We start from the raw sequence: 19,717 nt of genomic DNA, 5'->3' as shown, positions 1-19,717 counted from the left end.
CTCCCCAAATGGAGAAGACTCGATGGCCGACCTCCCCGCACGTACCGAAATCGGCGTAACCACCGGCCCGATCCGCGGCTCGAAGAAGATCCATGTCGGCCCGCTCGGCGTCGCGATGCGCGAGATCCAGCTCGATCCGAGCTCGCTCGAGCTGCCGGTCCGCGTCTACGACACCTCCGGCCCCTACACCGATCCGCAAGCCCGCATCGACATCAAGGCCGGCCTGCCCTCGCTCCGCCGCGACTGGATCCTCGCCCGCGGCGATGTCGAGCAGGTCCCCGCGCGCCAGGTCCGCCCCGAGGATAACGGCCAGCTCGGCCCCGATCGCAGCGGCGGCGTCGAGCCCTTCCCCAATGTGCGGAAACAGGTGCTCCGCGCGCGTGCCGGCGCCAATGTCAGCCAGATGCACTATGCCCGCCGCGGCATCATCACCCCCGAGATGGAATATGTCGCGATTCGCGAGAATCTCGGCCGCGAGCGCCTCGCCGAATATGTCCGCGACGGCGAGAGCTTCGGCGCTTCCATCCCCGACTACGTCACCCCCGAATTCGTCCGCGACGAAATCGCGAGGGGCCGCGCGATCATCCCCAACAACATCAACCACCCCGAGAGCGAGCCGATGGCGATCGGCCGCAACTTCCTCGTCAAGATCAACGCCAATATCGGCAATAGCGCGGTCGCCTCGAACGTCGCCGCCGAAGTCGACAAGATGGTCTGGTCGATCCGCTGGGGTGCCGACACGGTGATGGACCTCTCCACCGGCCGCAACATCCACGACACCCGCGAATGGATCCTGCGCAACTCGCCCGTCCCGATCGGCACCGTGCCGATCTACCAGGCGCTCGAAAAGGTCGGCGGCGTCGCCGAGGACCTGACCTGGGAGATCTTCCGCGACACGTTGATCGAGCAGGCCGAGCAGGGCGTCGACTATTTCACCATCCATGCCGGCGTCCGCCTCGGCTATATCCCGATGGCGGCCAAGCGCGTCACCGGCATCGTCAGCCGCGGCGGCAGCATCATGGCCAAATGGTGCCTCGCGCATCACCGCGAATCGTTCCTCTACGAGCGCTTCGACGAGATCACCGAGATCATGAAGGCGTACGACATCGCCTACAGCCTCGGCGACGGCCTGCGCCCCGGCAGCATCGCCGACGCCAATGACGAAGCCCAGTTCAGCGAGCTCTACACGCTCGGCGAGCTCACCCACCGCGCCTGGAAGCAGGACGTCCAGGTGATGATCGAAGGCCCCGGCCATGTGCCGATGCACAAGATCAAGGAGAACATGACCAAGCAGCTCGAGGTCTGCGGCGAGGCGCCGTTCTACACGCTCGGGCCGCTCACCACCGATATCGCCCCCGGCTACGACCATATCACCAGCGGCATCGGCGCGGCGATGATCGGCTGGTACGGCACCGCGATGCTCTGCTACGTCACCCCCAAAGAGCATCTCGGCCTCCCCGACCGCGACGACGTCAAGGTCGGCGTGGTGACCTACAAGCTCGCCGCCCACGCCGCCGATCTCGCCAAGGGCCACCCCGCCGCGCAGGTCCGCGACAATGCGCTGTCAAAGGCCCGCTTCGAGTTCCGCTGGCGCGACCAGTTCAACCTGTCGCTCGATCCCGACACCGCCGAGGAATATCACGACCAGACGCTCCCCGCCGAAGGCGCCAAGACCGCGCATTTCTGCTCGATGTGCGGGCCCAAATTCTGCTCGATGCAGATCAGCCAGGAAGTGCGGGATTTCGCCACCAAGCAGAACCAGGGCGTCGAGGGCTTCATCGCCACCGGGCCGACGGGCGCCGAAACCGCCGCCGCCAGCAAGGCCGCGGCGCTCAAGGGCATGGAAGAGATGAGCCGGGTGTTCAAGGAGAGCGGGAGCGAGCTGTATATGGGAGCCGGCGGGCGGGAGCACGACTGATACTGGGCAAAATACAACAGAGCAGAAGTCGAACTACTGATTCGCCCTGTCCCTTGCGCGCGCTAGTATGTAGTTTTTAAATTCATGGTGCGATACCGCGCGCGCAACCCATTTATTTTGATTTTCTCGATTATGCGCAGCTTCAATACCTCTACGATAAATTCTCCCAACATCGCCACCCTTTGGCTCCCGTCCAATAGCTAATCCAATCATGGCATTCACGCTTGCCCGAGTTTTATATCTATACTCCGCAGGAATTTCGGTCAGTATGCCATCAAGTATCTTACGCCAATCAGGGAGATCTCCACCAGGATCCGCCAAATCCTCTCGCATCTGCCACCAGTAATATAGAACCTCAGTTCCGTGCAAGATACGTGGTTCGTACGCAGCTTCCATTTTAACATGCTCTATCGAAGCATTCACTTCTGGGGGTAGCGAGTAGGTACCTGGAGTTCGTTGGGATCGAACGATAAGGCCATTGCGAACCTCTGCCCCAACGAAACCAGGACGCCCAAATTTCGCTGTCTTTAGAAAGGCGGCCGGAAAGGAAACTTGGGCGATTTGATGTAGGGTGTGCATCAGGCCAGCTGCATGATCTGCTCGTTCGGCAAGACCCGTTGCCCAAGCAGAAGGCATCAGGAGTTCCGCGGCAAACCGATTGGCCTCGGCTTCCATTTCCCGATATTTGTTCTTTTCCCCAGAACTGGGAGCCTCGATATCATCGATGATTGTTCCCCTGTGCCAAGGGATAATTATGTGGCCAATCTCATGGGCGAGAGTGAAGCGTCGTCGAACCGGCGGCATGGCCTTCGAAACCCAAACCTTCGGTCGCTTTCCGGGTATTTTGAGATCAAGGCACAAGCCGTCAATATCGATTGGAAACGTTCTAAAAGAGAGGTCGGCAAGACTATTGCAAAGCTTTTCGACGTCGATGGGCGGAGCCAAGCCCAACCGCTCAACCAAACGAGCCGCCATCCGCTCTTCTGGGTAGCGCAAATCAACGATCGGGTTGGGCAGCGATCCATCTCGAGAGGATAGCGAGTTTTCCAGCTTCATCAGCGCGAGCCGCAATCCGCTCTTGAACTCGTAGGTTGTCATTGACAGCCTCTCTGAGAGGCTGGCCAACATGACGAGCACTCAAGATTACGTCGATAGTATCCGGGTTCGATGCCCATAAGGAGTATTCCTCGAAGCTCATACCGAGGAACTCGTATATTTCTTCCATCGAAGCTGAGGCATGCCAAGCTTCGACGAAATCTTCTATTTCGTCAGACAATACAGTTCCGCGGAGAGCTAATGTCATGAAGGAGGAATCAGACATCGATCTTCCTTCCTTTCACTGCCGGTTTGAAAATGATGCCAGTGAGTGCATCGGCCGCTCCAAGATGGACACCTCTACTCGTGAAAACCTCAATCGCTCCATGGAGGTAGTCCCAAGTATATAGCCGCTTGCCGTTGAAACTGCGCCAGCGTCGAGATCCGTGCACGAACCCCAATGCTTCGCATTCGTCGAGGAAGCATGGGTTCGGCCTGCCCACCATCAACGCCATTAAATCATGAAAACCGAAAATGTGCTAGAGCCTCACGTATCGATGCTCCCACATCGCCCTGATCGTCCGCGACATGACGAAGCGCTTGCCTTCTGCAGCGAAAAGCTCGGCTTCACGCCCATCAAGGACACTCCCGTTGCCACGCACAAGCGCCGGGACCTGATCGAGCACAAGGTCGGCTGAGCCACTTCCGCAGCGACCGCGCCTCGCCCGCGCCGACTCAATGCTTCCCGTCCTTCGGCGCATCCCACGGGTTCACCACCGCCCAAATTCCAGAGACCCAACACCTAACCCAGGCTTCCCCCCGCCTCAAAGCCCCCGCTCGACATCCATCGCCTTGTGCAGGATGCGCACGATACGGATCGTCTCGCCATCGACGGCGTAGAAAAGCCGGTGTGCTGGCAGCCAAGCGACCGAACGCCCGCAAGCTCGGGCCGCACGGCGCCGATTTCGGGGAAATCCAGCACCCGCCGAAATGCCCGTTCCACTGCATCCAGATACGCGACCGCGCGCCCGGTGCCGAACTGTGCGACGCTATAGTCGCGAATATCGTCGAGATCGGCCTGCGCCTCGCGGCTCAGCTCAAGCCGCATCCGCGCTACGCGCCGCCGCGCGCAAACCGTTGCGCATTTCGTCCAGAAGATCGAACGGATCGCGCTCGCTCCCGCCCGACGCCAGTCCCTTGTCGATCGCGGCCTGCAGCGCCTGCAGCTTCTCCGCATGTTCCTGATCCCGCCGCACCAGATCGCGCACATAGTCGCTGGTGCTGCTGTAGCGCCCCTCGGCGACGCGCTGTTCCGCCCAGCCCTTGAGCTTGTCGGGGATCGAGATGTTCATCTGTGCCATGCGGGCCTTATACGATTCTGCGCTAATTTTGCCAAGCGGTCCCGCTCGCGCGCCACCGCCCGCGCTACCTCAAAACCTCGCACCATCCAGCAACCGCGCGATCGCCCGCGCACCATGGATCACGCGGACGATATCCACGCTGTCGCGTTCGATCCGGTAAAGCACGAGGTAGTTGCCGATCGTCACGCTGCGTGCGCCTGCGCCGATTTCGGGCCGCGCCGGGCCGCTTTCGGGGAAGTCGGCAAGCCGTGCGACGCCTGCCGCAATCCGGCCGATCAGGCGTGTCGCGGCGGCGGGATTGTCGGCGGCGATATGGAACCATATGTCATCCACGTCGCGGATCGCCGCGGGGAGGCGGCGGATCCTCAATCGCGGCGGCGCGCGGCGGCCATGCGCTCGCTGCCGCGCCTGGCGATGTCGCCGGCATCGAAATTACCGTCGATCGCCGCGCCGCTCGCCTCGCCCTGCGCCCACAATTTTCGCAGCGAATCGAGCATATCCGCGCGCTCGACCTCAACCCGAGACGGCTGCCCTTCGACAAGCGGGATATCTTGCCCGTTGCGAAAGGAACGCAGCCGCTCCTTGGCGAGATAGAAATCCTCGAGATCGTCGAGATGCGCTAAGATCGCCTCGCGCGCATAGAACGTCTTGGTGCGCCCGGTCCGCGCTGCCAGCGCATCGAGCCGGGCTTCGGTCTCCGCATCCAGACGTACTGCCAACATGATCGCCTCCACTTGCTATACATGTATAGCATTCGCACGCCACTTTCAACGAAAGCGCCATTTCGTGAAAAGCGCCGCGGCCAGTTGCAAGTTTCGTATAAAGTGGAACATACCACGTACAAAAGCCCTTCCAATGTAGGAAATCCTCTGCTCCAAGCTCGTAGATGAGCAAGCGATCAGACCCCGCAGCCTTCGCGCGCGCCGCTGGTGCCGCCGATCCCGTAACCCTTGCCGATCCGGCCCCCGCGCCCGATCCCGCGCCGCCGCCCGAAAGTGCCAACGCGCTCGCGGTAGCCGACGACGACGATGCCCCTCTCGACTACGACCCCGCCGACTATCGCTGGGTCCCCGTCCGCCGCATTCCCCGGACCGACGGCTGGACCGAGGAGAAGCAGCGCCGCTTCATCGAGACGCTCGCCGATACCGGGCTCGTCAATCTCGCCGCCAGGGCCGTCGGCATGTCGCGCGAAAGCGCCTATCGCCTGCGCCGTTCCGCGCACGGTGCCGCGTTCGCGCGCGCCTGGGATGCGGCGCGCCAGCATGCCGGCGGGCTGATCGAGGACATCGCCTTCGAGCGCGCGATCGAAGGCGTCGAGCACGAAGTCTATAACGAATGCGGCGAAGTGGTCGGCGCGCGGCTGGTCCACGACAATCGCCTGCTCAAATATCTGCTCAGCCACTTGAAGCCCGAACGCTACGGCACGCGCAATGGCGAGGGGCGTGCCCCGGCCATGCCGGCCCCCGCCGCGCCGGCCGAGGCGCCGCCGGCGCTGGAGGAGAGCCTGCGCGCGATGGAGCCGGCGCTCCCCGCGCCGCCCGAGCAGTTGCTCGCGCCCGAAGATCTGGCGGCGGCGCTCGAACTGGCCGAAATGGCCGACGGCGTGCTGCCGCACTTCCTGAGCGAGCAGCGACCGCCCAGGTCCGACGCGCAGACCGCGGCTGAGGAAGCCGAGGCGCGCCATGCGCGCGGCGCCGCGGCCATGGCCAGGGAGGAAGCGGGGGAGGCGCTGACCGAGGAGGAATCCGCGGACCAATGCTTTTATCTCGATCCCGTCAGCAATGCGCGCCGCCGCCGGCGATCGCGATAGTGTGACCCTGGTGTGACCTTCGCGCAGCGCCGGCGGCGTCTCCCGTGCCCCATCGCGCCCGGATCGTCCGCGATCATGCGAAGCGCTCGCTTTCCACATCTCCACACCCCCGCCCCGATAGCGCGTACCGCCCACAGTTTTTCGTCCAAGCGAGCTTGCCGCATGGGGCGTGCTTCCCCCAAAGCGGGGGCGAATGACGGTTCGTGTGGAAATGGGCAAGGACAGCGGCGGCGCGCCGGTGTCGATGGATCTCGAGGAGCTCCTGGCCACCCGTCTGCTCGTCCAGGGCAATTCGGGGTCGGGAAAGTCGCATCTGCTGCGCCGGCTGCTCGAGCAATGCGCCGGGCAGGTCCAGCAAGTGGTGATCGATCCCGAGGGCGATTTCGTCACTTTGAGCGATCGCTATGGCCATATCGCGATCGAGGCGTCCGAGCATAGCGAGCGCGACGTCGCGCGCTTTGCCGCCCGGATCCGCGAGCACCGCGCCTCGGTGGTGCTCAGCCTCGAGGGGCTCGAGGCCGAGGGCCAGATGAAATGCGCCGCGGCATTCCTCAACGGGCTGTTCGATGCGCCGCGCGAGCATTGGTATCCGGCCTTGGTGGTGGTCGACGAAGCGCAATTGTTCGCGCCGGCGGGCGGTGGCGAGGTCGCCGAAGAGGTGCGCCGTGCGTCGCTGAGCGCGATGACCAATCTGATGTGCCGCGGGCGCAAGCGCGGGCTCGCCGGCGTGATCGCCACCCAGCGGCTCGCCAAGCTCGCCAAGAATGTTGCCGCCGAGGCCTCGAACTTCCTGATGGGGCGCACCTTTCTCGACATCGACATGGCGCGCGCCGCCGATCTGCTCGGGATGGAGCGCCGCCAAGCCGAAGCGATCCGCGACTTGCAGCGCGGCCATTTCCTCGCGCTCGGGCCGGCAGTGGCGCGGCGGCCGGTGGCGATCGAGATCGGCGCGGTCGAGACCAGCGCGCGCAGCTCGAGCCCCAAGCTGACGCCGCTGCCGCAGGCGGTGGCGGAGGACATGAAGGGATTGCTGCTCGCCCCGGCCGAGCCCGAATGGACCCCGCCCGCGCCCAGCCCGGCGCCGACCCAGATGCCCTCGGAACGACTGATCGAGGCACTCGCCCGCTCGACTCCCGCACCGGTGGACGAAGTGGCGGTGGATCCCGACGAAGCCGCCGGGCGCATTGCGGAGGTGCTGCGCGACATCGTCGAAGATCCCGATTCGACCTATCGCTCGCCTTCGGTGCTCTATCAGGACTTCCTGGTCCGCTGCCGGATGGTCGGGCTGGCGCGGCCGCCGCTCGATCTTTCGGGTTTCGTCCGCCGGCTGTCGGCGGCGCGGGCGGGGATTCACGGCGATCCCGACGCCGATTGGGCGCAGGCGCTCGACGCCGCACGCGCGCTGCCCGACGACATGCTCGGGCCGTTCCTGCTCGTCGCCCGCGCCGCGCGCGAGGGGCTGCCCTGCCCGAGCGACACCGAGTTGGCCGCGACGTACGGCACCAGCTCGCTCGGCCGCGTGCGCCGTCTGCTGACGTATATCGAGAGCCGGGAGCTGTTCGTCACCCGCGTCGACCTTGCCGGCAAGCGTTCGATCACGATTCCCCGGCTCGGCTGGACTACCCAACCGTCCGAAGCGGGTTGAGCGCTGCTTCTATACTTGAGCTGCTTTCATGGTAGCTTCCCGACCAGCACAGGGAGGGAAATATCATGGACAATGGCGCAAGTGATTCGGACGAACCGCGTGGATTCAATTTGGGACGTAGTTCGCTGGCCTTGGCGGGCATCGGGCTGATCTATGGAGCGGTCGCGCTGTTCGGGTTCGTTTGCTATCTGCTGGTGCAGGACGACAGCAAGGCGAGCGAGCGCGCGACCACGCTCGCGGACTTCACCCCCGAACTCATCCTCAGCACGATCGGTTTCGTCGGGGCGTTTCTGGGCATCCAGCTGCTGCGATCGGTGGGGCTTTCGCGCGGGCAGCAGCCGGGGCGCGTGATCAACAGCGAGGAATGGGCGGCGATCTGCGACCAGGTCAAATCCGGGCAGGAAGACGCAGTCACGCAATATATCCGGCTGACCAGCCTGAGCGGCTTCACCGGCGCGTTCACCAAATTGGGGCTGACTGGCCTGCCGCTCGCGACGATCGGGCTGACCCTGTTTTTCTCGCTCCTCGCGATCCGCTTTCCTCCCTTCATGGACATGGCCAAGCTGACGCTCGGCGCGTTCATCGGGTCTTTCGTCCAGAAGCAGGCCGGGGCCGGGTCGGTGAAGCTGCCCGGCGGTCAGCGGCTGTCGGTCAGCGCACCGCCGGTGGCCTGAGGCTTCCCGGCCAGCACGCGCCGCAGCCAGGCCTCGGTTTCGCCGGCGTGGCTGACCGGGAGCATGTGCCCGCCTGCGATCCGGTCGATCGTCGCGCCGGGGATCTCGGCGGCGGTCTTCGCGCCGTTCAATTGCGGGTCGAGCACCTGGTCGTCGCGGCCGTACAGGATGGCGACGGGCACGCGGAAGCTGGCGTAGCGCGCCGCGAGCGCTGTCATTTCGGCGGGTGCGGCGCGAATTTCGAACGATCCCGCCATATAGCTTTTGGGGCGCAGCGACAGCGCGCCGCCGCCGCGCGTCGCGAAGTCGTCGGGCACCGGATCGGGCGCGAACACCGCCTGCGCCACCTTGGCGCCCGACATCGTTCCCGCGGGCACCGCGACCAGCCACGCGATCGCGGGACGTAGCGGCTGCGGCGCGAGCAGGCCGGCAAAGGGCTTGGGCACCGTGCCCACCGGCTGGCTGAGCGGCGCGATCAGCGCGAGCCCGCGGACCAACTCGGGTCGATCGAGCCCGAGCGCGAGCGCCACCGCCCCGCCCATCGAATGGCCGACCAGCAAAGGCGTATCGAGTTCGAGCTGCTCGATCAGCGCGGCGATCATCCCCGCCTGCGCGACGATCCCCGGGCGCGGCCCGTCGATCGTGGAATGCCCCCAGCCCGGGCGGTCGACGAGGATCACGCGGTGGTCCGCCGCCAGCCGCTCCGACAGCGAATGCGAGAAGTTGCGGAGCTGCCCCATCAGCCCGTGGAGCATGACGATCGCAGGCGCATCGCGCGGTCCGATGTCGACATAGTGAAGATGCGCGCCCGGCACTTCGACGAATTGGCCATCGGCCGGCACCATCTCCTCGGCCTTGCGACCGGCATAGGCCGACCATCCGGCTAGCCCAAGGCTAGCCACGCCCAATACGCCCAGAGGAAACAACATCTTTTCGGCTCCTTGCCCGATCCGGGCCGTTCTATAGGGTCCAGTTACGGCGACAACGCGCCGCACAGCAAAGGTGCCCGATGAGCGACGTCCGCGACAATATTGACGAGCAACGTTTCGAACTGACCGAGCAGGGCCATATCGCCTTCGCCGAATATCAGATCGAGGGCGACGTGATTACCTTCACTCACACGGTCGTGCCCGGATCGCTGCAGGGCATGGGCGTCGGTAGCCGGCTCATCGAGGGAGCACTTACCGACGTTCGCAGCCGCGGGCTCAAGGTCCGGCCGCAATGCAGCTTCGTCGCGGCCTATATGGCCAGGCATCCCGAATGGCAGGACCTCAAGGCCTGAGCTATTCGGCCGCGAGTTCGTCGCCTGCCTCGCGTTCCTGCGCCTGACGGGCCCACATTTCGGCATAGATGCCGTTCTGGCGGAGCAAGGCGGCGTGGGTGCCATGCTCGGCGACGCGGCCGGCTTCGAGGACGATGATCCGATCGGCATGGACCACCGTCGACAGGCGATGCGCGATCACGATCGTGGTGCGGCCGCGCTCGATCGCTTCGAGCGTCGCCTGGATGTCGGCTTCGGTACGGCTGTCGAGCGCGCTGGTCGCTTCGTCGAGGATCAGGATCGGCGGGTTCTTGACCAGAGTCCGGGCGATCGCGACACGCTGCTTCTCCCCGCCCGACAGCTTCAGCCCGCGTTCGCCTACCCGCGCGTCGAACCCGTCGGGAAGCGACTGGATGAAGCCGGCGATCGCCGCACCGCGTGCCGCCGACGCGACTTCGTCTGGGGTGGCGCCTTCGCGGCCATAAGCGATGTTGTAGCCGATCGTGTCGTTGAACAGCACGGTATCCTGCGGCACGATACCGATCGCGGCGCGCAGCGAGCTCTGCGTCACGTCGCGAATATCCTGCCCGTCGATCGTGATCCGGCCGCCGGTGACGTCGTAAAAGCGGTAGATCAGCCGGGCGAGCGTCGACTTGCCGGCGCCCGAAGGTCCTACCACCGCCACCGTCGAGCCGGCGGGGATGTCGAGGTCGATCCCCTTGAGGATCTGACGATCGGGATCATAGCCGAACTCGACATTCTCGAAGCGGACATGGCCCTTGCGAACCGCAAGCGGCTGCGCGCCAGGCGAGTCGACGATCTCGGCATGCGTGTCGATCAGGTCGAACATGCTGCCCATGTCGATCACGCCCTGGCGGATCGTGCGATAGACCCAGCCGAGCATATCGAGCGGGCGGAACAGCTGGCTGAGCAGAGTCGAGACGAGCACCACGTCGCCCGCCGTGAACTTGCCCGAGCTCCAACCGAACACCACCAGGGTCATGCCGGCGCCGAGCATCAGATTGGTGATCAGCGCCTGGCCGATATTGAGCCAGGCGAGCGAGTTCTCGGAAGTGACCGCGGCGTTCATGTACGACGCCATTGCCTTGTCGTAGCGCGCCGATTCGCGCGCCTCGGCGTTGAAATATTTGACCGTCTCGAAGTTAAGCAGCGAATCCACCGCATGGGCGACGGCGCCGGTATCGAGGTCGTTCATCTGCTCGCGCAGCTTCGAGCGCCAATCGGTCACCCAGCGGGTGAAGGCGATATACACCACCACCATCACCAACGTGCCGACGACCAGCCACACGCCGAAGCGCGTCCAGAAGATGCCGAGCACGAGCGCGAGTTCGAGGATCGTCGGGGCGATGTTGAATAGTAGAAAATAGAGCATCGTATCGATGCTCTTGGTGCCGCGCTCGACCACCTTGGTGATCGCGCCGGTGCGTCGTTCCAGATGGAAGCGCAGCGACAAATTGTGGAGATGGCGGAACACGTCCGAAGCGAGCCGGCGGGTGGCATCCTGCCCAACCTTCTCGAACACGGCGTTGCGCAGGTTGTCGAACAGTACGCCGCCGAGGCGCGCCGCGGCATAGCCGGCGACCAGGGCGGTCACCAACCACACCGCGTCGCGCGATCCGCTCGCCATCCGATCGATCGCGCCCTGCAGCGCGAACGGCGCGCCATAGACCTGGATCAGCTTGGAGATGACCACGAGAACCAGCGCGATGACGATGCGCGCGCGCAGCCCCGGCGAATCCTTCGGCCACAGATACGGAAGGAAGCGCTTCATCGTCGCGAGCAACGGGCGCTCGGGCGCGGATTCAAGATTTTGTGGAGGCATCAAGTGTCGATCTGGTGCGCCGGGCGCGCGCTTGCAACAGTTTGGCGGAACGCAGCGCCGTCTACTTCGTTTGAAAGGGCGGAAGGAAGAGCGATGGATCAGGTCCTTTACGTGCTGGCGATCATGGGCTGCGGCGATGACACGGCGCAGTGTCAGCAGGCTCGAATCGAACCCGCGCACTACACTTCGATCCAGGCATGCCAGGAGGCGATGCCCGCCGCGCTTCGGCGTAACACTGATATCGACTTCCCCGTCATCAGCGCCGCCTGCCAGCGCCAGACCGGTCAGGTCGCCGACGCGCGCCCGGTCCGGACCCAGCGCAGCGGCAGCTGATTATCGCGGCCTTTTCCAGACCTGAGGCATGAGGTCGACGTCGGCGTAGCGCCGCTTCCGATCGAACGCCTGTACCCCGGATCGCGCGACCCAGCCAATTTTGCCCAATCCCGAAACCGTAACGCGCGTGTCCCATGCAGCCGGTCCGCGTTGCGCGACCTTGCGCGCGATGTCGCCGTAGATGCCGGCGGCGGCGAGCACTGCCCAGGCCGAGCGGAACGACAATGCCGGTGTGCCGGCGCGCGCCTGTGCCCCATATTCGGCGGCGCGGTCGGTGAGTCGCCGGGCTACGGCGGCCAGCTTCACTTTGTCTTCCATCGGGCGATCGGGTGCGATCCCGGCCTCGGCGAGCCAATCATAGGGAAGATAGCAGCGGCCGGCGGCGGCATCCTCGCCCACGTCGCGGGCGATGTTGGCGAGCTGGAAGGCGAGACCGAGGTCGCAGGCGCGGTCGAGCACCCAGTCATTCTCGGGGGGAACTCCCATTACCACGGCCATCATGCAGCCGACCGCGCCGGCGACGTGGTAGCAATATTGCAGCAGATCGGCCTCGCTGCGCGGTCGCCAGCCCGCCGCGTCCAGCGCGAAGCCTTCGACCACGTCCCACACCAGCCGATGCGGCATCGCGGTTTCCGCGACGACGATACGCAGCGCGTCGAAGGCGGGGTCGCCGACCCAGCGCCCTTCTAGTGCCGCCGCGGTGCGCAGGCGGATCGCCTCCAGGCGCGCCGCGGGATCGGCGACTGCTTCCATGCCGTGCCCGTGATCCTGCCCATCGGCGAGATCGTCGCAGGCGCGGCACCAAGCGTAGAGCAGCCAGGCCCGCTCGCGCGTCGGCCGATCGAACAGCCGGCTCGCCGCCGAAAAGCTCTTCGAGCCGCGGCCGATCGACTCACCCGCCGTTGCGACGATGGCGTCGCGCCCGGGCAGAGTTCCGCTCAGAGGTCTTCGCGCTTCATCTGGATGATCGGCACGGCGGGCTCGAAAGTCGCCATCTGCGCGAGCAGCCCATCGAGATTGTCGTCAACCAGCAGCAGCCCCTGGTGCTGCGGCCGCACGAAGCCGACGCTGCCCATGTGCTGCCAGAAGTCGATCAGCTTGTCGTAATAGCCGGCCACGTTGAGCAGCCCGATCGGATCGGCATGATAGCCGAGCTGCGCCCAGCTCAGCGCTTCCCACAATTCGTCCATCGTGCCGGTCCCGCCCGGCAGATTGACGAAGCCGTCGGCGAGCTCGGTGAAGCGCGCCTTGCGCTCGTGCATGGTATCGACGACGTGGAGTTCGGTCAGCCCGCGATGCGCGACTTCGGCATTGACCAGCGCCTGCGGAATCACGCCGATGACCTCGCCGCCGGCTTCAAGCGCCGAATCGGCCACCGCGCCCATCAGCCCGAGCTTGCCGCCGCCATAGACCAGGCCGATGCCGCGCTCGGCGAGGGTCCGCCCGACTTGGCGGGCGGATTCGATGTAGACGGGATTCGCGGGGGTCGCCGAGCCGCAATAGACTGCGACGCGCTTCACCGGGCGTCGCCCAGCATCAGCGCCGCGGTCGCCTTGGCGCTGCCGACCACGCCGGGGATGCCCGCGCCCGGATGCGTGCCCGCACCGACGAAATAGAGATTCGAGATCGCCTCGTCGCGATTGTGGACGCGGAACCAGGCGCTCTGGGTGAGGATCGGCTCGAGGCTGAACGCCGAGCCGAGATGCGCGCGCAGGTCGGTAGCGAAATCGGGCGGCGCGTAGGAGAATTTGGTCACGATACGATCCTTGAGGTCGGGAATCAGCCGGCGCGAGACTTCGGCGAGGATGCGCTCTTCGAGCACCGGGCCGATTTCGCTCCAGTCGGCGGGGAATTTGCCCATGTGCGGCACCGGGGCGAGCGCATAGAAAGTCGAATGCCCCGCCGGCGCCATCGTCGGATCGGTCGCGGTCGGATGATGCAGATAAAGCGAGAAATCCTCGCTCAGCACGCCGTGATCATAGATGTCGGCGAGCAGCCCCTGATAGCGCGGGCCGAACAGGATCGAATGGTGCGGGATCTCGGGGAACGTGCCGCGCACGCCGAAATGAACGAGGAACAGCGACGGCGAGAAGCGCTTCTGCTCGAGCTTCGACGCGGCGCGTTGGGCGCTGCGCGAGCCCTTAAGCAAGTCGCGATAGCTGTGGACGATATCGGCGTTGCTGGCGACGGCATCGACCAGCAACTCGAAGCCGCTCTCGGTGCGCACGCCGGTCGCGCGGTCGCCGAGCGTGTCGATCCCCGCCACGGGATCGCCGAGCCGCATCACGCCGCCCAGCCGCTCGAAATGGCGGACCATCCCGGCGACGAGCTTGTTGGTGCCGCCCTCGGCAAACCAGACTCCGCCGTCGCGCTCCAGCTTGTGGATCAATGCGTAGATCGCGCTCGTCGTCGTCGGATTGCCGCCGACCAGCAGGGTGTGGAAGCTCAGTGCCTGGCGGAGCTTCTCGTTCTTCACGAAATGCGACACCATCGAATAGACCGAGCGCCATGCCTGGTATTTCATCAGCGCCGGCGCGGCGCGGACCATCGATCCGAAATCGAGGAACGCGACATGGCCGAGCTTGAGATAGCCCTCGCGATAGACGCCTTCCGAATATTTGAGGAAGCGGCGATAGCCGTCGACATCGTCGGGATTGAGCCGGGCGATCTCGGCGCCGAGCTGGGCATCGTCATTGCCGTAATCGAACGCAGTGCCGTCGGGCCAGGACAGCCGGTAAAAGGGCAACACCGGCATCAGATTGACGTCTTCCGAAATGTCGTGCCCCGACAGCCGCCACAGTTCCTGCAAGGACTCGGGCGCGGTGATCACGGTGGGGCCGGCATCGAAGACGAAGCCGTCGCGCTCCCAGAAATAGGCGCGCCCGCCGGGCTTGTCGCGCGCTTCGAGGATGGTGGTATCCACGCCCGCCGATTGCAGCCGGATCGCGAGCGCGAGCCCGCCAAATCCTGCACCGATGACTGCTGCTTTTTTCATTCGACCCCCATTATCGCGCGCACCGCCCGGCCGATCGGCACCGGCGGCTTGCCCGTCATCACCCGGATCTTGTCGCCCAGGCTTGAACTGGCCGCATAAAAGCGGCGGATCAGTCCCTCGTCCAGCCGATAGAAGCGCGCGAGGACGCGATAGCGTTCCTCGGGCTCGGCGGCTTTGAACAACATTGCCGCCAGCAAGCGATAGAATCGCCGGGTGCGCCAGATGCGTGCGGCGTAGCCGTGCAGCAAGTCGTGGAGCGCGGCGCCGTCGAAATTGCCGGCATGCGCCACCAGCGATGCGGTGCGCACCGCGTCAGGCAGCGAATAGCTGGTCAGCGGATGGAACAGCCCGGCGCGCATCCCGGCCTTGGCAATTCCTGCGCCGCCCGAACGCCAATAGGCCTGGAAATCGCCGCCGAACGCCACCGGGAGCAAGCCGCTCTCCTCGCGGGCGGTCGAATCGACCTGCCAGCCGCGCGCCGCGCTATAGGCGTCGATCCGGCTGCCGAGCAGGCCCGCGTCGATTGTGCGGTCGTCGCTGTAATAGGTGTCTTCGACGAAGACCCGGTCGGGCGCGAAGGGCAGGCAATAGACGAAGCGATAGCCGTCCTGCTGATCGACGGTCGCGTCCATCACCATCGGACGCTCGAGACCGTGGGGCCCGGCCAGAACCAGCTCGCGGCCGAGGAATTTCTGCCAGCCGAGTTCGAGCGTCGCGAGGTCGCCGGTTCCGCGGCAGTCGATCACGCCCTTCGCCGCAATGCGATCGCCATCGGCGAGCAGCACGCTGGTGCTGGTGACTTCGACCGCCTGGCGCTCGCGCAGGACCGCTTGCTCGGGCAAAGCCGCCAGCATCTCGCGTTCGAACTGGCGCGATTCGATCGAATAATAAGGCGATTTGAGCGTGCGGGCATGGCCGGGAAAGGCGACGTCGTAGCGCGTCCAGCCATGGCTGATCAGCGGGGCGACCAGCCAGCGATCGGCCGGCGTCACGTCGCTGGCGAAGAACGACCACAGATGGTTGCCGCCGAGATGCGGCCCGCCTTCGATCAGGCGGATCTCCGCATGCGGGTGCCGCTGGTGCACCGCGCGGGCGATCAATCCTCCGGCAAGACCGCCGCCGACGATGGCGAGGTCGCAACTGATCGTGGCCGACATTGCCTGCGCCTAGCCCAGCGTGGGCGGACGTTCCAACAAAAACCCTCCCCGGCGCGAGGCCGGAGAGGGCAGGTGTGGCGGGAGCGGAGCGATGCGGCTCGCCCCCGAGAGCTTGTCTCAGGCGGCCTCGAGCAAAGGCCATTCCTCGGCCATCGCCCTGGCGACCGACGGGCGCTGGCGAAGCCGGGTGCGATAATCGAGCAGCACCGGCCAATCGGCGAGCGCCACGCCCGAATGCTCGCACCAGTTCAGGACGGCGAGCAGATAGGCATCCGCGACGGTAAAGCGGTCCTCGATGAACGCGCGGCCCTCGAGCTGGCGGGCCAGCACGTCGAACGGTTTGGCGACGCGCGCCAATGCCGCCGCGCGCTCTTCGGGGCCCGCGCGCTTGCCGAGCAGCGGCGTGAACACCCCTTTGTGCAGCTCGGTGCTGATGAAGTTGAGCCAGGCGAGCATCCGGTAATGCGAATCGGAAAAGCCGGTGAAGCTCAGCGCGCCTTCGGGCGCCAGCTCGGCGATATAGGTGAGCACCGCCGGGCCCTCGGTGAGCACGAAGCCGCCGCGCGTCTCGATCGCGGGGACGTATCCCATCGGGCTCAGCTGGCTGTAATGGCGACCGTCGGGCAGCCGGCCGTCCGCCGGAACCGCGACGAACTCCGCGTCGAGCTCGGCCTCCTCGAGCGCAATCCGCGCCGCCAGCGAGCAGGCGAAGGGACGAAAATAGAGCTTCATGACCAACCTCCCTTGATTTCTGTACGATCTCGCATAAAAATGAGCGGGTCAAGAGATTATTTGCGAGTTCGCATAGAATGACCGTCAAAATGCGGGGACGCCCGCGCGGCTTCGACAAGGACGAGGCGCTCGTGCGCGCCACCGAGCGCTTCCGGACGCACGGCTTTTCGGGCACATCGCTCGACGAATTGTCCGAAGCGACCGGACTGGCGCGACCCAGCCTCGCCGCGGCGTTCGGCGACAAGCGCGCTTTGTACATCGCGGCGATCGACCGGCTGACGGCGCGGGTCGAGCGCCAGCTGGTCCGCCTCGGCGAAGCGAAACTGCCGCTGCGCGAATTGGTCGAGCGCATCCTGATGGGGGGTATTGCATTGTATTTGACCGGCAGCGACGGACCCGAGGGGTGCCTGGTGATCAACACCGCGGCGACGCAGGCGGCCGCCGATCCGCAGGTCCGCGAAAAGCTCGCGGCGTTCCTCGCGATCGAGGATGATCGCATCGCGCGATTGCTGGCGGACGCGGGTAGCCCGGCGCCGGCGGCACAGGGCCGGCTGGTTGCCTCGGTGCTCCACTCGCTCAGCGTGCGCGCGCGCGGCGGCGCACCGCGCGACGAGCTCGAACGCGTCGCGCGCGACTGTGTCGAGCTGATTGCGGGAGGCGGAAACTGACCGCGCTGCGCGTGCCGCGGCGCGCGGCGATCACGGCGCTGCTGCTCGGGTTGGCGGTCGGCGCGATCCTGCTGGCGATGGACCGGCCGCCGATCTGCCCGTGCGGGACGATCAAGCTGTGGCACGGTGCAGTCCAGTCGAGCGAGAACAGCCAGCACCTCGCCGATTTTTACAGCTTCAGCCATGTCATCCACGGCTTCCTGTTCTACGCTGCCGCGCATTTCGCGCTGCGGGGACGCGCGCGCAACTGGGCGCTGCCGATCGCCGTTGTGGTCGAAGGCTTCTGGGAATTGCTCGAAAATTCGCCGATCATCATCAACCGCTACCGCGAGGCGACGATCGCATTGGGCTATTCGGGGGACAGCATCGTCAATTCGCTGGCCGATGTGGGCTGGATGGCGTTCGGCTTCTGGGTCGCCTCGAAACTGCCGGCCTGGGCGACGATCGCGCTGGCGATCGGCTTCGAGCTGATGACGCTGGCGCTGATCCGCGACAATCTGACCCTGAATGTGTTGATGCTCGCCTGGCCGATCGACGCCGTGCGGACCTGGCAAGGCGGGTGACTGCGGCGGGCGGCGGGTGTAGGCGAGGCCATGGCCCTTGCCGTACTCCTCTCCGCGCTGGCGATGACCTTGATCGTCGGGCTGCGCTATCTCGCCGCTTCGGGCGGGTTCGCGCTCGCCACGCGGCTGCGACATCCCGGTCTTTACGCCGGGCTCGACCGGCAGATGCGCCGCGAGATCGGCTGGAGCCTCGCCTCGGCGGCGATCTACGGGATTCCCGCCGGGGTGGTCGCCTGGGGTTGGCAGAATCATGCCTGGACGCGGATCTACACCGATCCCGCCGCATGGCCGCTCTGGTATCTGCCGCTGTCGGTGCTGCTCTATCTGTTCGCGCACGACAGCTGGTTCTACTGGACGCATCGGCTGATGCACCGGCCGCGCTGGTTCCGTATCGCGCATGCCGTACACCATGCCAGCCGCCCGCCCACTGCCTGGGCGGCGATGAGCTTCCATCCGATCGAGGCGCTCACCGGCGCCTTCGTCATTCCGCTGCTCGTCTTCGTCATTCCGATCCATGTCGGCGCGCTCGGGCTGGTGCTGACGATCATGACGGTGATGGGAGTGACCAATCATATGGGCTGGGAGATATTCCCCCGGTTCATGCATAGCGGTCCATTGGGCGCATGGCTGATCACCGCGAGCCATCATCAGCGCCACCACCAGCTTTATGGATGCAATTATGGCCTCTACTTTCGTTTCTGGGACCGGTTGTGCGGCACCGACAAGGGGCTCGGCGACTTCGCGCATCGCGGCGGCGGGGCTGTGCCTCGCGCTGCTTCCCGGAGCGACGCCGCTCGCCAGCCTTGACGTCGAGATCACCGGGCTGCGCTCTGCCAAGGGAGTGATCCAGCTCTGCCTCACCGCCGATGCCGGCGCCTTTCCCGACTGCAAGGCCGGCGGCAACGGCATCAAGCGCACGCTGTCCGCCGCCGCGCCGCACATCCGCTTCGAAGGACTGGCGCCCGGCGAATACGCCGTCGCGGTGATCCACGACGCCAATGGCAATGCCCGGCTCGACACGATGCTCGGCATCCCGCGCGAGGGCTTCGGCTTCTCGCGCAATCCGGCGATCGGCTTCGGCCCCCCGCGCTTCAACGCGGCGCGGTTTGCCGTGGGGGTCGGCGGCGAGACCCAGCAAGTGCGGATGCGCTATCTGCTTTGAAGCGCGGCCAGATTGACTCGGTTGACTCGAAAACGGGTTTTTTTGGCACGCGCCGAGGGGGCCGGGACTGCGACGCGGCAGCTTCGCACCGCATAAGCGCCGACGACGCCGCGGTAACGCAGCAGGAACGCGGCGCTGACGCGGCAGGAACGCGCCACCGTCGCGACACCGGCGCGTCATCGACGCGCCTCCGGCGCGGCGGGCGCGAACGGATCGGCCATCCGCGCGGCGTGCGCCGCGAGCGCGTGCTCCCAGATGCGATCGAACGGCGTGCCGGCGAGCCGCAGGCGCAGCCGCTGCGCGCTCGACCGCGACATCCCCGCGGCACGCGCGGCGCGCACGACGCTGCCGGTCTCGAGCAGGGCGGAAAGGAAGATGCGCTGGCGGGCGGGATTCCATCGCGCGCGCGGCGGCGGCACCGCCGGCGGGTGGGACGGCGCCGGCGCGGCATCGCGCGCGGGCGGGTTGCGATCGGGCTGCTGTTCCATCGATCAGGATGGAGCAGATCAAATCCTACATTGGAAGGGCCTCGTTCCGGGCATGTTCTTCCGGCGCGTGGC

25 protein-coding genes are annotated in these 19,717 nt (G+C 65.8%); 11 read left to right on the top strand and 14 right to left on the bottom strand.

Features of this window, described 5'->3' with window-relative positions:
- Positions 1–22 precede the first annotated feature (22 nt).
- Positions 23–1,918, top strand: a complete 1,896-nt coding sequence (thiC, locus tag E5A73_RS12365; protein ID WP_135964116.1) for a phosphomethylpyrimidine synthase ThiC — start codon at positions 23–25, stop codon at positions 1,916–1,918.
- Positions 1,919–1,951: 33 nt separating this feature from the next.
- Here the strand turns inward: thiC and E5A73_RS12360 are convergent, their stop codons facing one another.
- Together E5A73_RS12360 and E5A73_RS22020 are read right to left on the bottom strand one after the other, a co-directional pair.
- Positions 1,952–3,016, bottom strand: coding sequence for an ImmA/IrrE family metallo-endopeptidase (locus E5A73_RS12360; RefSeq protein ID WP_168355923.1), 1,065 nt, complete (start codon positions 3,014–3,016; stop codon positions 1,952–1,954).
- 215 nt (positions 3,017–3,231) lie between these two features.
- Positions 3,232–3,459, bottom strand: a complete 228-nt coding sequence (locus E5A73_RS22020) for a colicin E3/pyocin S6 family cytotoxin (protein WP_420822574.1) — start codon at positions 3,457–3,459, stop codon at positions 3,232–3,234.
- Between the two features lie 51 nt (positions 3,460–3,510).
- Here E5A73_RS22020 and E5A73_RS21395 point away from each other — a divergent pair, with 51 nt between their 5' ends.
- A complete protein-coding gene (locus E5A73_RS21395) occupies positions 3,511–3,651 on the top strand; it encodes a hypothetical protein (RefSeq protein WP_168355922.1) in 141 nt (46 codons plus the stop codon).
- A gap of 104 nt (positions 3,652–3,755) precedes the next feature.
- On the opposite strand, the gene E5A73_RS12345 is transcribed toward E5A73_RS21395, so the two are convergent.
- From E5A73_RS12345 to relB, 4 genes are all read right to left on the bottom strand, one after another.
- On the bottom strand, positions 3,756–4,061 hold the full coding sequence (locus E5A73_RS12345) for a type II toxin-antitoxin system RelE/ParE family toxin (protein WP_135964112.1): 306 nt from the start codon (positions 4,059–4,061) through the stop codon (positions 3,756–3,758).
- The gene (locus E5A73_RS12340) at positions 4,051–4,314 is read right to left on the bottom strand and encodes a type II toxin-antitoxin system ParD family antitoxin (protein WP_135964111.1); all 264 of its coding nucleotides are present in this window, start codon (positions 4,312–4,314) and stop codon (positions 4,051–4,053) included. The genes E5A73_RS12345 and E5A73_RS12340 overlap by 11 nt, the downstream gene beginning before the upstream one ends.
- A 69-nt stretch (positions 4,315–4,383) precedes the next feature.
- Positions 4,384–4,683 (bottom strand): type II toxin-antitoxin system RelE/ParE family toxin, encoded by a 300-nt coding sequence (locus E5A73_RS12335; RefSeq protein WP_135964110.1) that lies wholly within the window; start codon positions 4,681–4,683, stop codon positions 4,384–4,386.
- Positions 4,680–5,036: a type II toxin-antitoxin system RelB family antitoxin gene (gene relB, locus E5A73_RS12330; RefSeq protein ID WP_135964109.1), complete on the bottom strand. Its 357-nt coding sequence runs from the start codon at positions 5,034–5,036 to the stop codon at positions 4,680–4,682. The genes E5A73_RS12335 and relB overlap by 4 nt, the downstream gene beginning before the upstream one ends.
- Before the next feature lie 164 nt (positions 5,037–5,200).
- Here relB and E5A73_RS12325 point away from each other — a divergent pair, with 164 nt between their 5' ends.
- The 3 genes from E5A73_RS12325 (at position 5,201) to E5A73_RS12315 (ending at position 8,443) form a co-directional block, all read left to right on the top strand.
- The gene (locus E5A73_RS12325; RefSeq protein WP_135964108.1) at positions 5,201–6,124 is read left to right on the top strand and encodes a hypothetical protein; all 924 of its coding nucleotides are present in this window, start codon (positions 5,201–5,203) and stop codon (positions 6,122–6,124) included.
- A gap of 193 nt (positions 6,125–6,317) precedes the next feature.
- Positions 6,318–7,769, top strand: coding sequence for an ATP-binding protein (locus E5A73_RS12320; protein ID WP_135964107.1), 1,452 nt, complete (start codon positions 6,318–6,320; stop codon positions 7,767–7,769).
- A gap of 65 nt (positions 7,770–7,834) precedes the next feature.
- Positions 7,835–8,443, top strand: coding sequence for a hypothetical protein (locus tag E5A73_RS12315; RefSeq protein WP_135964106.1), 609 nt, complete (start codon positions 7,835–7,837; stop codon positions 8,441–8,443).
- Here the strand turns inward: E5A73_RS12315 and E5A73_RS12310 are convergent.
- Entirely contained in the window at positions 8,407–9,372 is a 966-nt protein-coding gene (locus E5A73_RS12310) for an alpha/beta fold hydrolase (protein WP_135964105.1), read from the bottom strand. The two genes, E5A73_RS12315 and E5A73_RS12310, sit on opposite strands and share 37 nt — an antisense overlap.
- Positions 9,373–9,452: 80 nt before the next feature.
- Here E5A73_RS12310 and E5A73_RS12305 point away from each other — a divergent pair, with 80 nt between their 5' ends.
- Positions 9,453–9,725, top strand: a complete 273-nt coding sequence (locus E5A73_RS12305) for a GNAT family N-acetyltransferase (RefSeq protein WP_135964104.1) — start codon at positions 9,453–9,455, stop codon at positions 9,723–9,725.
- A 1-nt stretch (position 9,726) separates the two neighbouring features.
- Here the strand turns inward: E5A73_RS12305 and E5A73_RS12300 are convergent, their stop codons facing one another.
- Positions 9,727–11,547, bottom strand: a complete 1,821-nt coding sequence (locus E5A73_RS12300; protein ID WP_168355921.1) for an ABCB family ABC transporter ATP-binding protein/permease — start codon at positions 11,545–11,547, stop codon at positions 9,727–9,729.
- Between the two features lie 93 nt (positions 11,548–11,640).
- On the opposite strand from E5A73_RS12300, the gene E5A73_RS12295 reads away from it, so the two are divergent.
- Positions 11,641–11,880, top strand: a complete 240-nt coding sequence (locus E5A73_RS12295) for a hypothetical protein (protein WP_135964103.1) — start codon at positions 11,641–11,643, stop codon at positions 11,878–11,880.
- Here the strand turns inward: E5A73_RS12295 and E5A73_RS12290 are convergent, their stop codons facing one another.
- The 5 genes from E5A73_RS12290 to E5A73_RS12270 form a co-directional block, all read right to left on the bottom strand.
- Positions 11,881–12,822, bottom strand: a complete 942-nt coding sequence (locus tag E5A73_RS12290; protein WP_206366487.1) for a phytoene/squalene synthase family protein — start codon at positions 12,820–12,822, stop codon at positions 11,881–11,883. It lies immediately after the preceding gene.
- A complete protein-coding gene (locus E5A73_RS12285; protein WP_135964101.1) occupies positions 12,819–13,400 on the bottom strand; it encodes an LOG family protein in 582 nt (193 codons plus the stop codon). Before E5A73_RS12285 ends, E5A73_RS12290 begins: the two co-directional genes overlap by 4 nt.
- On the bottom strand, positions 13,397–14,875 hold the full coding sequence (locus E5A73_RS12280; protein WP_135964100.1) for a phytoene desaturase: 1,479 nt from the start codon (positions 14,873–14,875) through the stop codon (positions 13,397–13,399). The genes E5A73_RS12285 and E5A73_RS12280 overlap by 4 nt, the downstream gene beginning before the upstream one ends.
- Positions 14,872–16,032 (bottom strand): lycopene beta-cyclase CrtY, encoded by a 1,161-nt coding sequence (gene crtY / locus E5A73_RS12275; protein WP_135964099.1) that lies wholly within the window; start codon positions 16,030–16,032, stop codon positions 14,872–14,874. The genes E5A73_RS12280 and crtY overlap by 4 nt, the downstream gene beginning before the upstream one ends.
- 117 nt (positions 16,033–16,149) lie before the next feature.
- Positions 16,150–16,764, bottom strand: coding sequence for a glutathione binding-like protein (locus tag E5A73_RS12270; RefSeq protein WP_135964098.1), 615 nt, complete (start codon positions 16,762–16,764; stop codon positions 16,150–16,152).
- 77 nt (positions 16,765–16,841) lie between these two features.
- Between E5A73_RS12270 and E5A73_RS12265 the strand changes: the two genes are divergently transcribed.
- The 4 genes from E5A73_RS12265 to E5A73_RS12250 are packed head-to-tail and all read left to right on the top strand — an operon-like array spanning position 16,842 to position 19,157.
- On the top strand, positions 16,842–17,432 hold the full coding sequence (locus E5A73_RS12265) for a TetR/AcrR family transcriptional regulator (protein ID WP_135964097.1): 591 nt from the start codon (positions 16,842–16,844) through the stop codon (positions 17,430–17,432).
- Positions 17,433–17,443: 11 nt separating this feature from the next.
- Entirely contained in the window at positions 17,444–17,995 is a 552-nt protein-coding gene (locus tag E5A73_RS12260; RefSeq protein WP_135964096.1) for a DUF2585 domain-containing protein, read from the top strand.
- A gap of 30 nt (positions 17,996–18,025) precedes the next feature.
- Entirely contained in the window at positions 18,026–18,802 is a 777-nt protein-coding gene (locus E5A73_RS12255; protein ID WP_135964095.1) for a sterol desaturase family protein, read from the top strand.
- Positions 18,741–19,157, top strand: a complete 417-nt coding sequence (locus E5A73_RS12250) for a DUF2141 domain-containing protein (RefSeq protein ID WP_338112868.1) — start codon at positions 18,741–18,743, stop codon at positions 19,155–19,157. Before E5A73_RS12255 ends, E5A73_RS12250 begins: the two co-directional genes overlap by 62 nt.
- 176 nt (positions 19,158–19,333) lie before the next feature.
- Here the strand turns inward: E5A73_RS12250 and E5A73_RS12245 are convergent, their stop codons facing one another.
- Entirely contained in the window at positions 19,334–19,645 is a 312-nt protein-coding gene (locus E5A73_RS12245; protein ID WP_240700154.1) for a LysR family transcriptional regulator, read from the bottom strand.
- Positions 19,646–19,717: the final 72 nt, after the last annotated feature.

The sequence above is a fragment of the Sphingomonas gei genome, from assembly GCF_004792685.1.
GTDB lineage: Bacteria > Pseudomonadota > Alphaproteobacteria > Sphingomonadales > Sphingomonadaceae > Sphingomonas > Sphingomonas gei.
Note: the sequence above shows the minus strand (reverse complement) of the source record. Positions and strands in the feature narration are given on the sequence as shown.

Bases quoted from the DNA above. Each gene is read 5' to 3' on its own strand.
- thiC (WP_135964116.1), top strand. From the start codon at position 23: ATGGCCGACCTCCCCGCACGTACCGAAATCGGCGTAACCACCGGCCCG.
- E5A73_RS12360 (WP_168355923.1), bottom strand. From the start codon at position 3,016: ATGACAACCTACGAGTTCAAGAGCGGATTGCGGCTCGCGCTGATGAAG.
- E5A73_RS22020 (WP_420822574.1), bottom strand. From the start codon at position 3,459: ATGGTGGGCAGGCCGAACCCATGCTTCCTCGACGAATGCGAAGCATTG.
- E5A73_RS21395 (WP_168355922.1), top strand. From the start codon at position 3,511: ATGCTCCCACATCGCCCTGATCGTCCGCGACATGACGAAGCGCTTGCC.
- E5A73_RS12345 (WP_135964112.1), bottom strand. From the start codon at position 4,061: ATGCGGCTTGAGCTGAGCCGCGAGGCGCAGGCCGATCTCGACGATATT.
- E5A73_RS12340 (WP_135964111.1), bottom strand. From the start codon at position 4,314: ATGGCACAGATGAACATCTCGATCCCCGACAAGCTCAAGGGCTGGGCG.
- relB (WP_135964109.1), bottom strand. From the start codon at position 5,036: ATGTTGGCAGTACGTCTGGATGCGGAGACCGAAGCCCGGCTCGATGCG.
- E5A73_RS12325 (WP_135964108.1), top strand. From the start codon at position 5,201: ATGAGCAAGCGATCAGACCCCGCAGCCTTCGCGCGCGCCGCTGGTGCC.
- E5A73_RS12320 (WP_135964107.1), top strand. From the start codon at position 6,318: ATGACGGTTCGTGTGGAAATGGGCAAGGACAGCGGCGGCGCGCCGGTG.
- E5A73_RS12315 (WP_135964106.1), top strand. From the start codon at position 7,835: ATGGACAATGGCGCAAGTGATTCGGACGAACCGCGTGGATTCAATTTG.
- E5A73_RS12310 (WP_135964105.1), bottom strand. From the start codon at position 9,372: ATGTTGTTTCCTCTGGGCGTATTGGGCGTGGCTAGCCTTGGGCTAGCC.
- E5A73_RS12305 (WP_135964104.1), top strand. From the start codon at position 9,453: ATGAGCGACGTCCGCGACAATATTGACGAGCAACGTTTCGAACTGACC.
- E5A73_RS12300 (WP_168355921.1), bottom strand. From the start codon at position 11,547: ATGCCTCCACAAAATCTTGAATCCGCGCCCGAGCGCCCGTTGCTCGCG.
- E5A73_RS12295 (WP_135964103.1), top strand. From the start codon at position 11,641: ATGGATCAGGTCCTTTACGTGCTGGCGATCATGGGCTGCGGCGATGAC.
- E5A73_RS12280 (WP_135964100.1), bottom strand. From the start codon at position 14,875: ATGAAAAAAGCAGCAGTCATCGGTGCAGGATTTGGCGGGCTCGCGCTC.
- crtY (WP_135964099.1), bottom strand. From the start codon at position 16,032: ATGTCGGCCACGATCAGTTGCGACCTCGCCATCGTCGGCGGCGGTCTT.
- E5A73_RS12270 (WP_135964098.1), bottom strand. From the start codon at position 16,764: ATGAAGCTCTATTTTCGTCCCTTCGCCTGCTCGCTGGCGGCGCGGATT.
- E5A73_RS12265 (WP_135964097.1), top strand. From the start codon at position 16,842: ATGACCGTCAAAATGCGGGGACGCCCGCGCGGCTTCGACAAGGACGAG.
- E5A73_RS12255 (WP_135964095.1), top strand. From the start codon at position 18,026: ATGGCCCTTGCCGTACTCCTCTCCGCGCTGGCGATGACCTTGATCGTC.
- E5A73_RS12245 (WP_240700154.1), bottom strand. From the start codon at position 19,645: ATGGAACAGCAGCCCGATCGCAACCCGCCCGCGCGCGATGCCGCGCCG.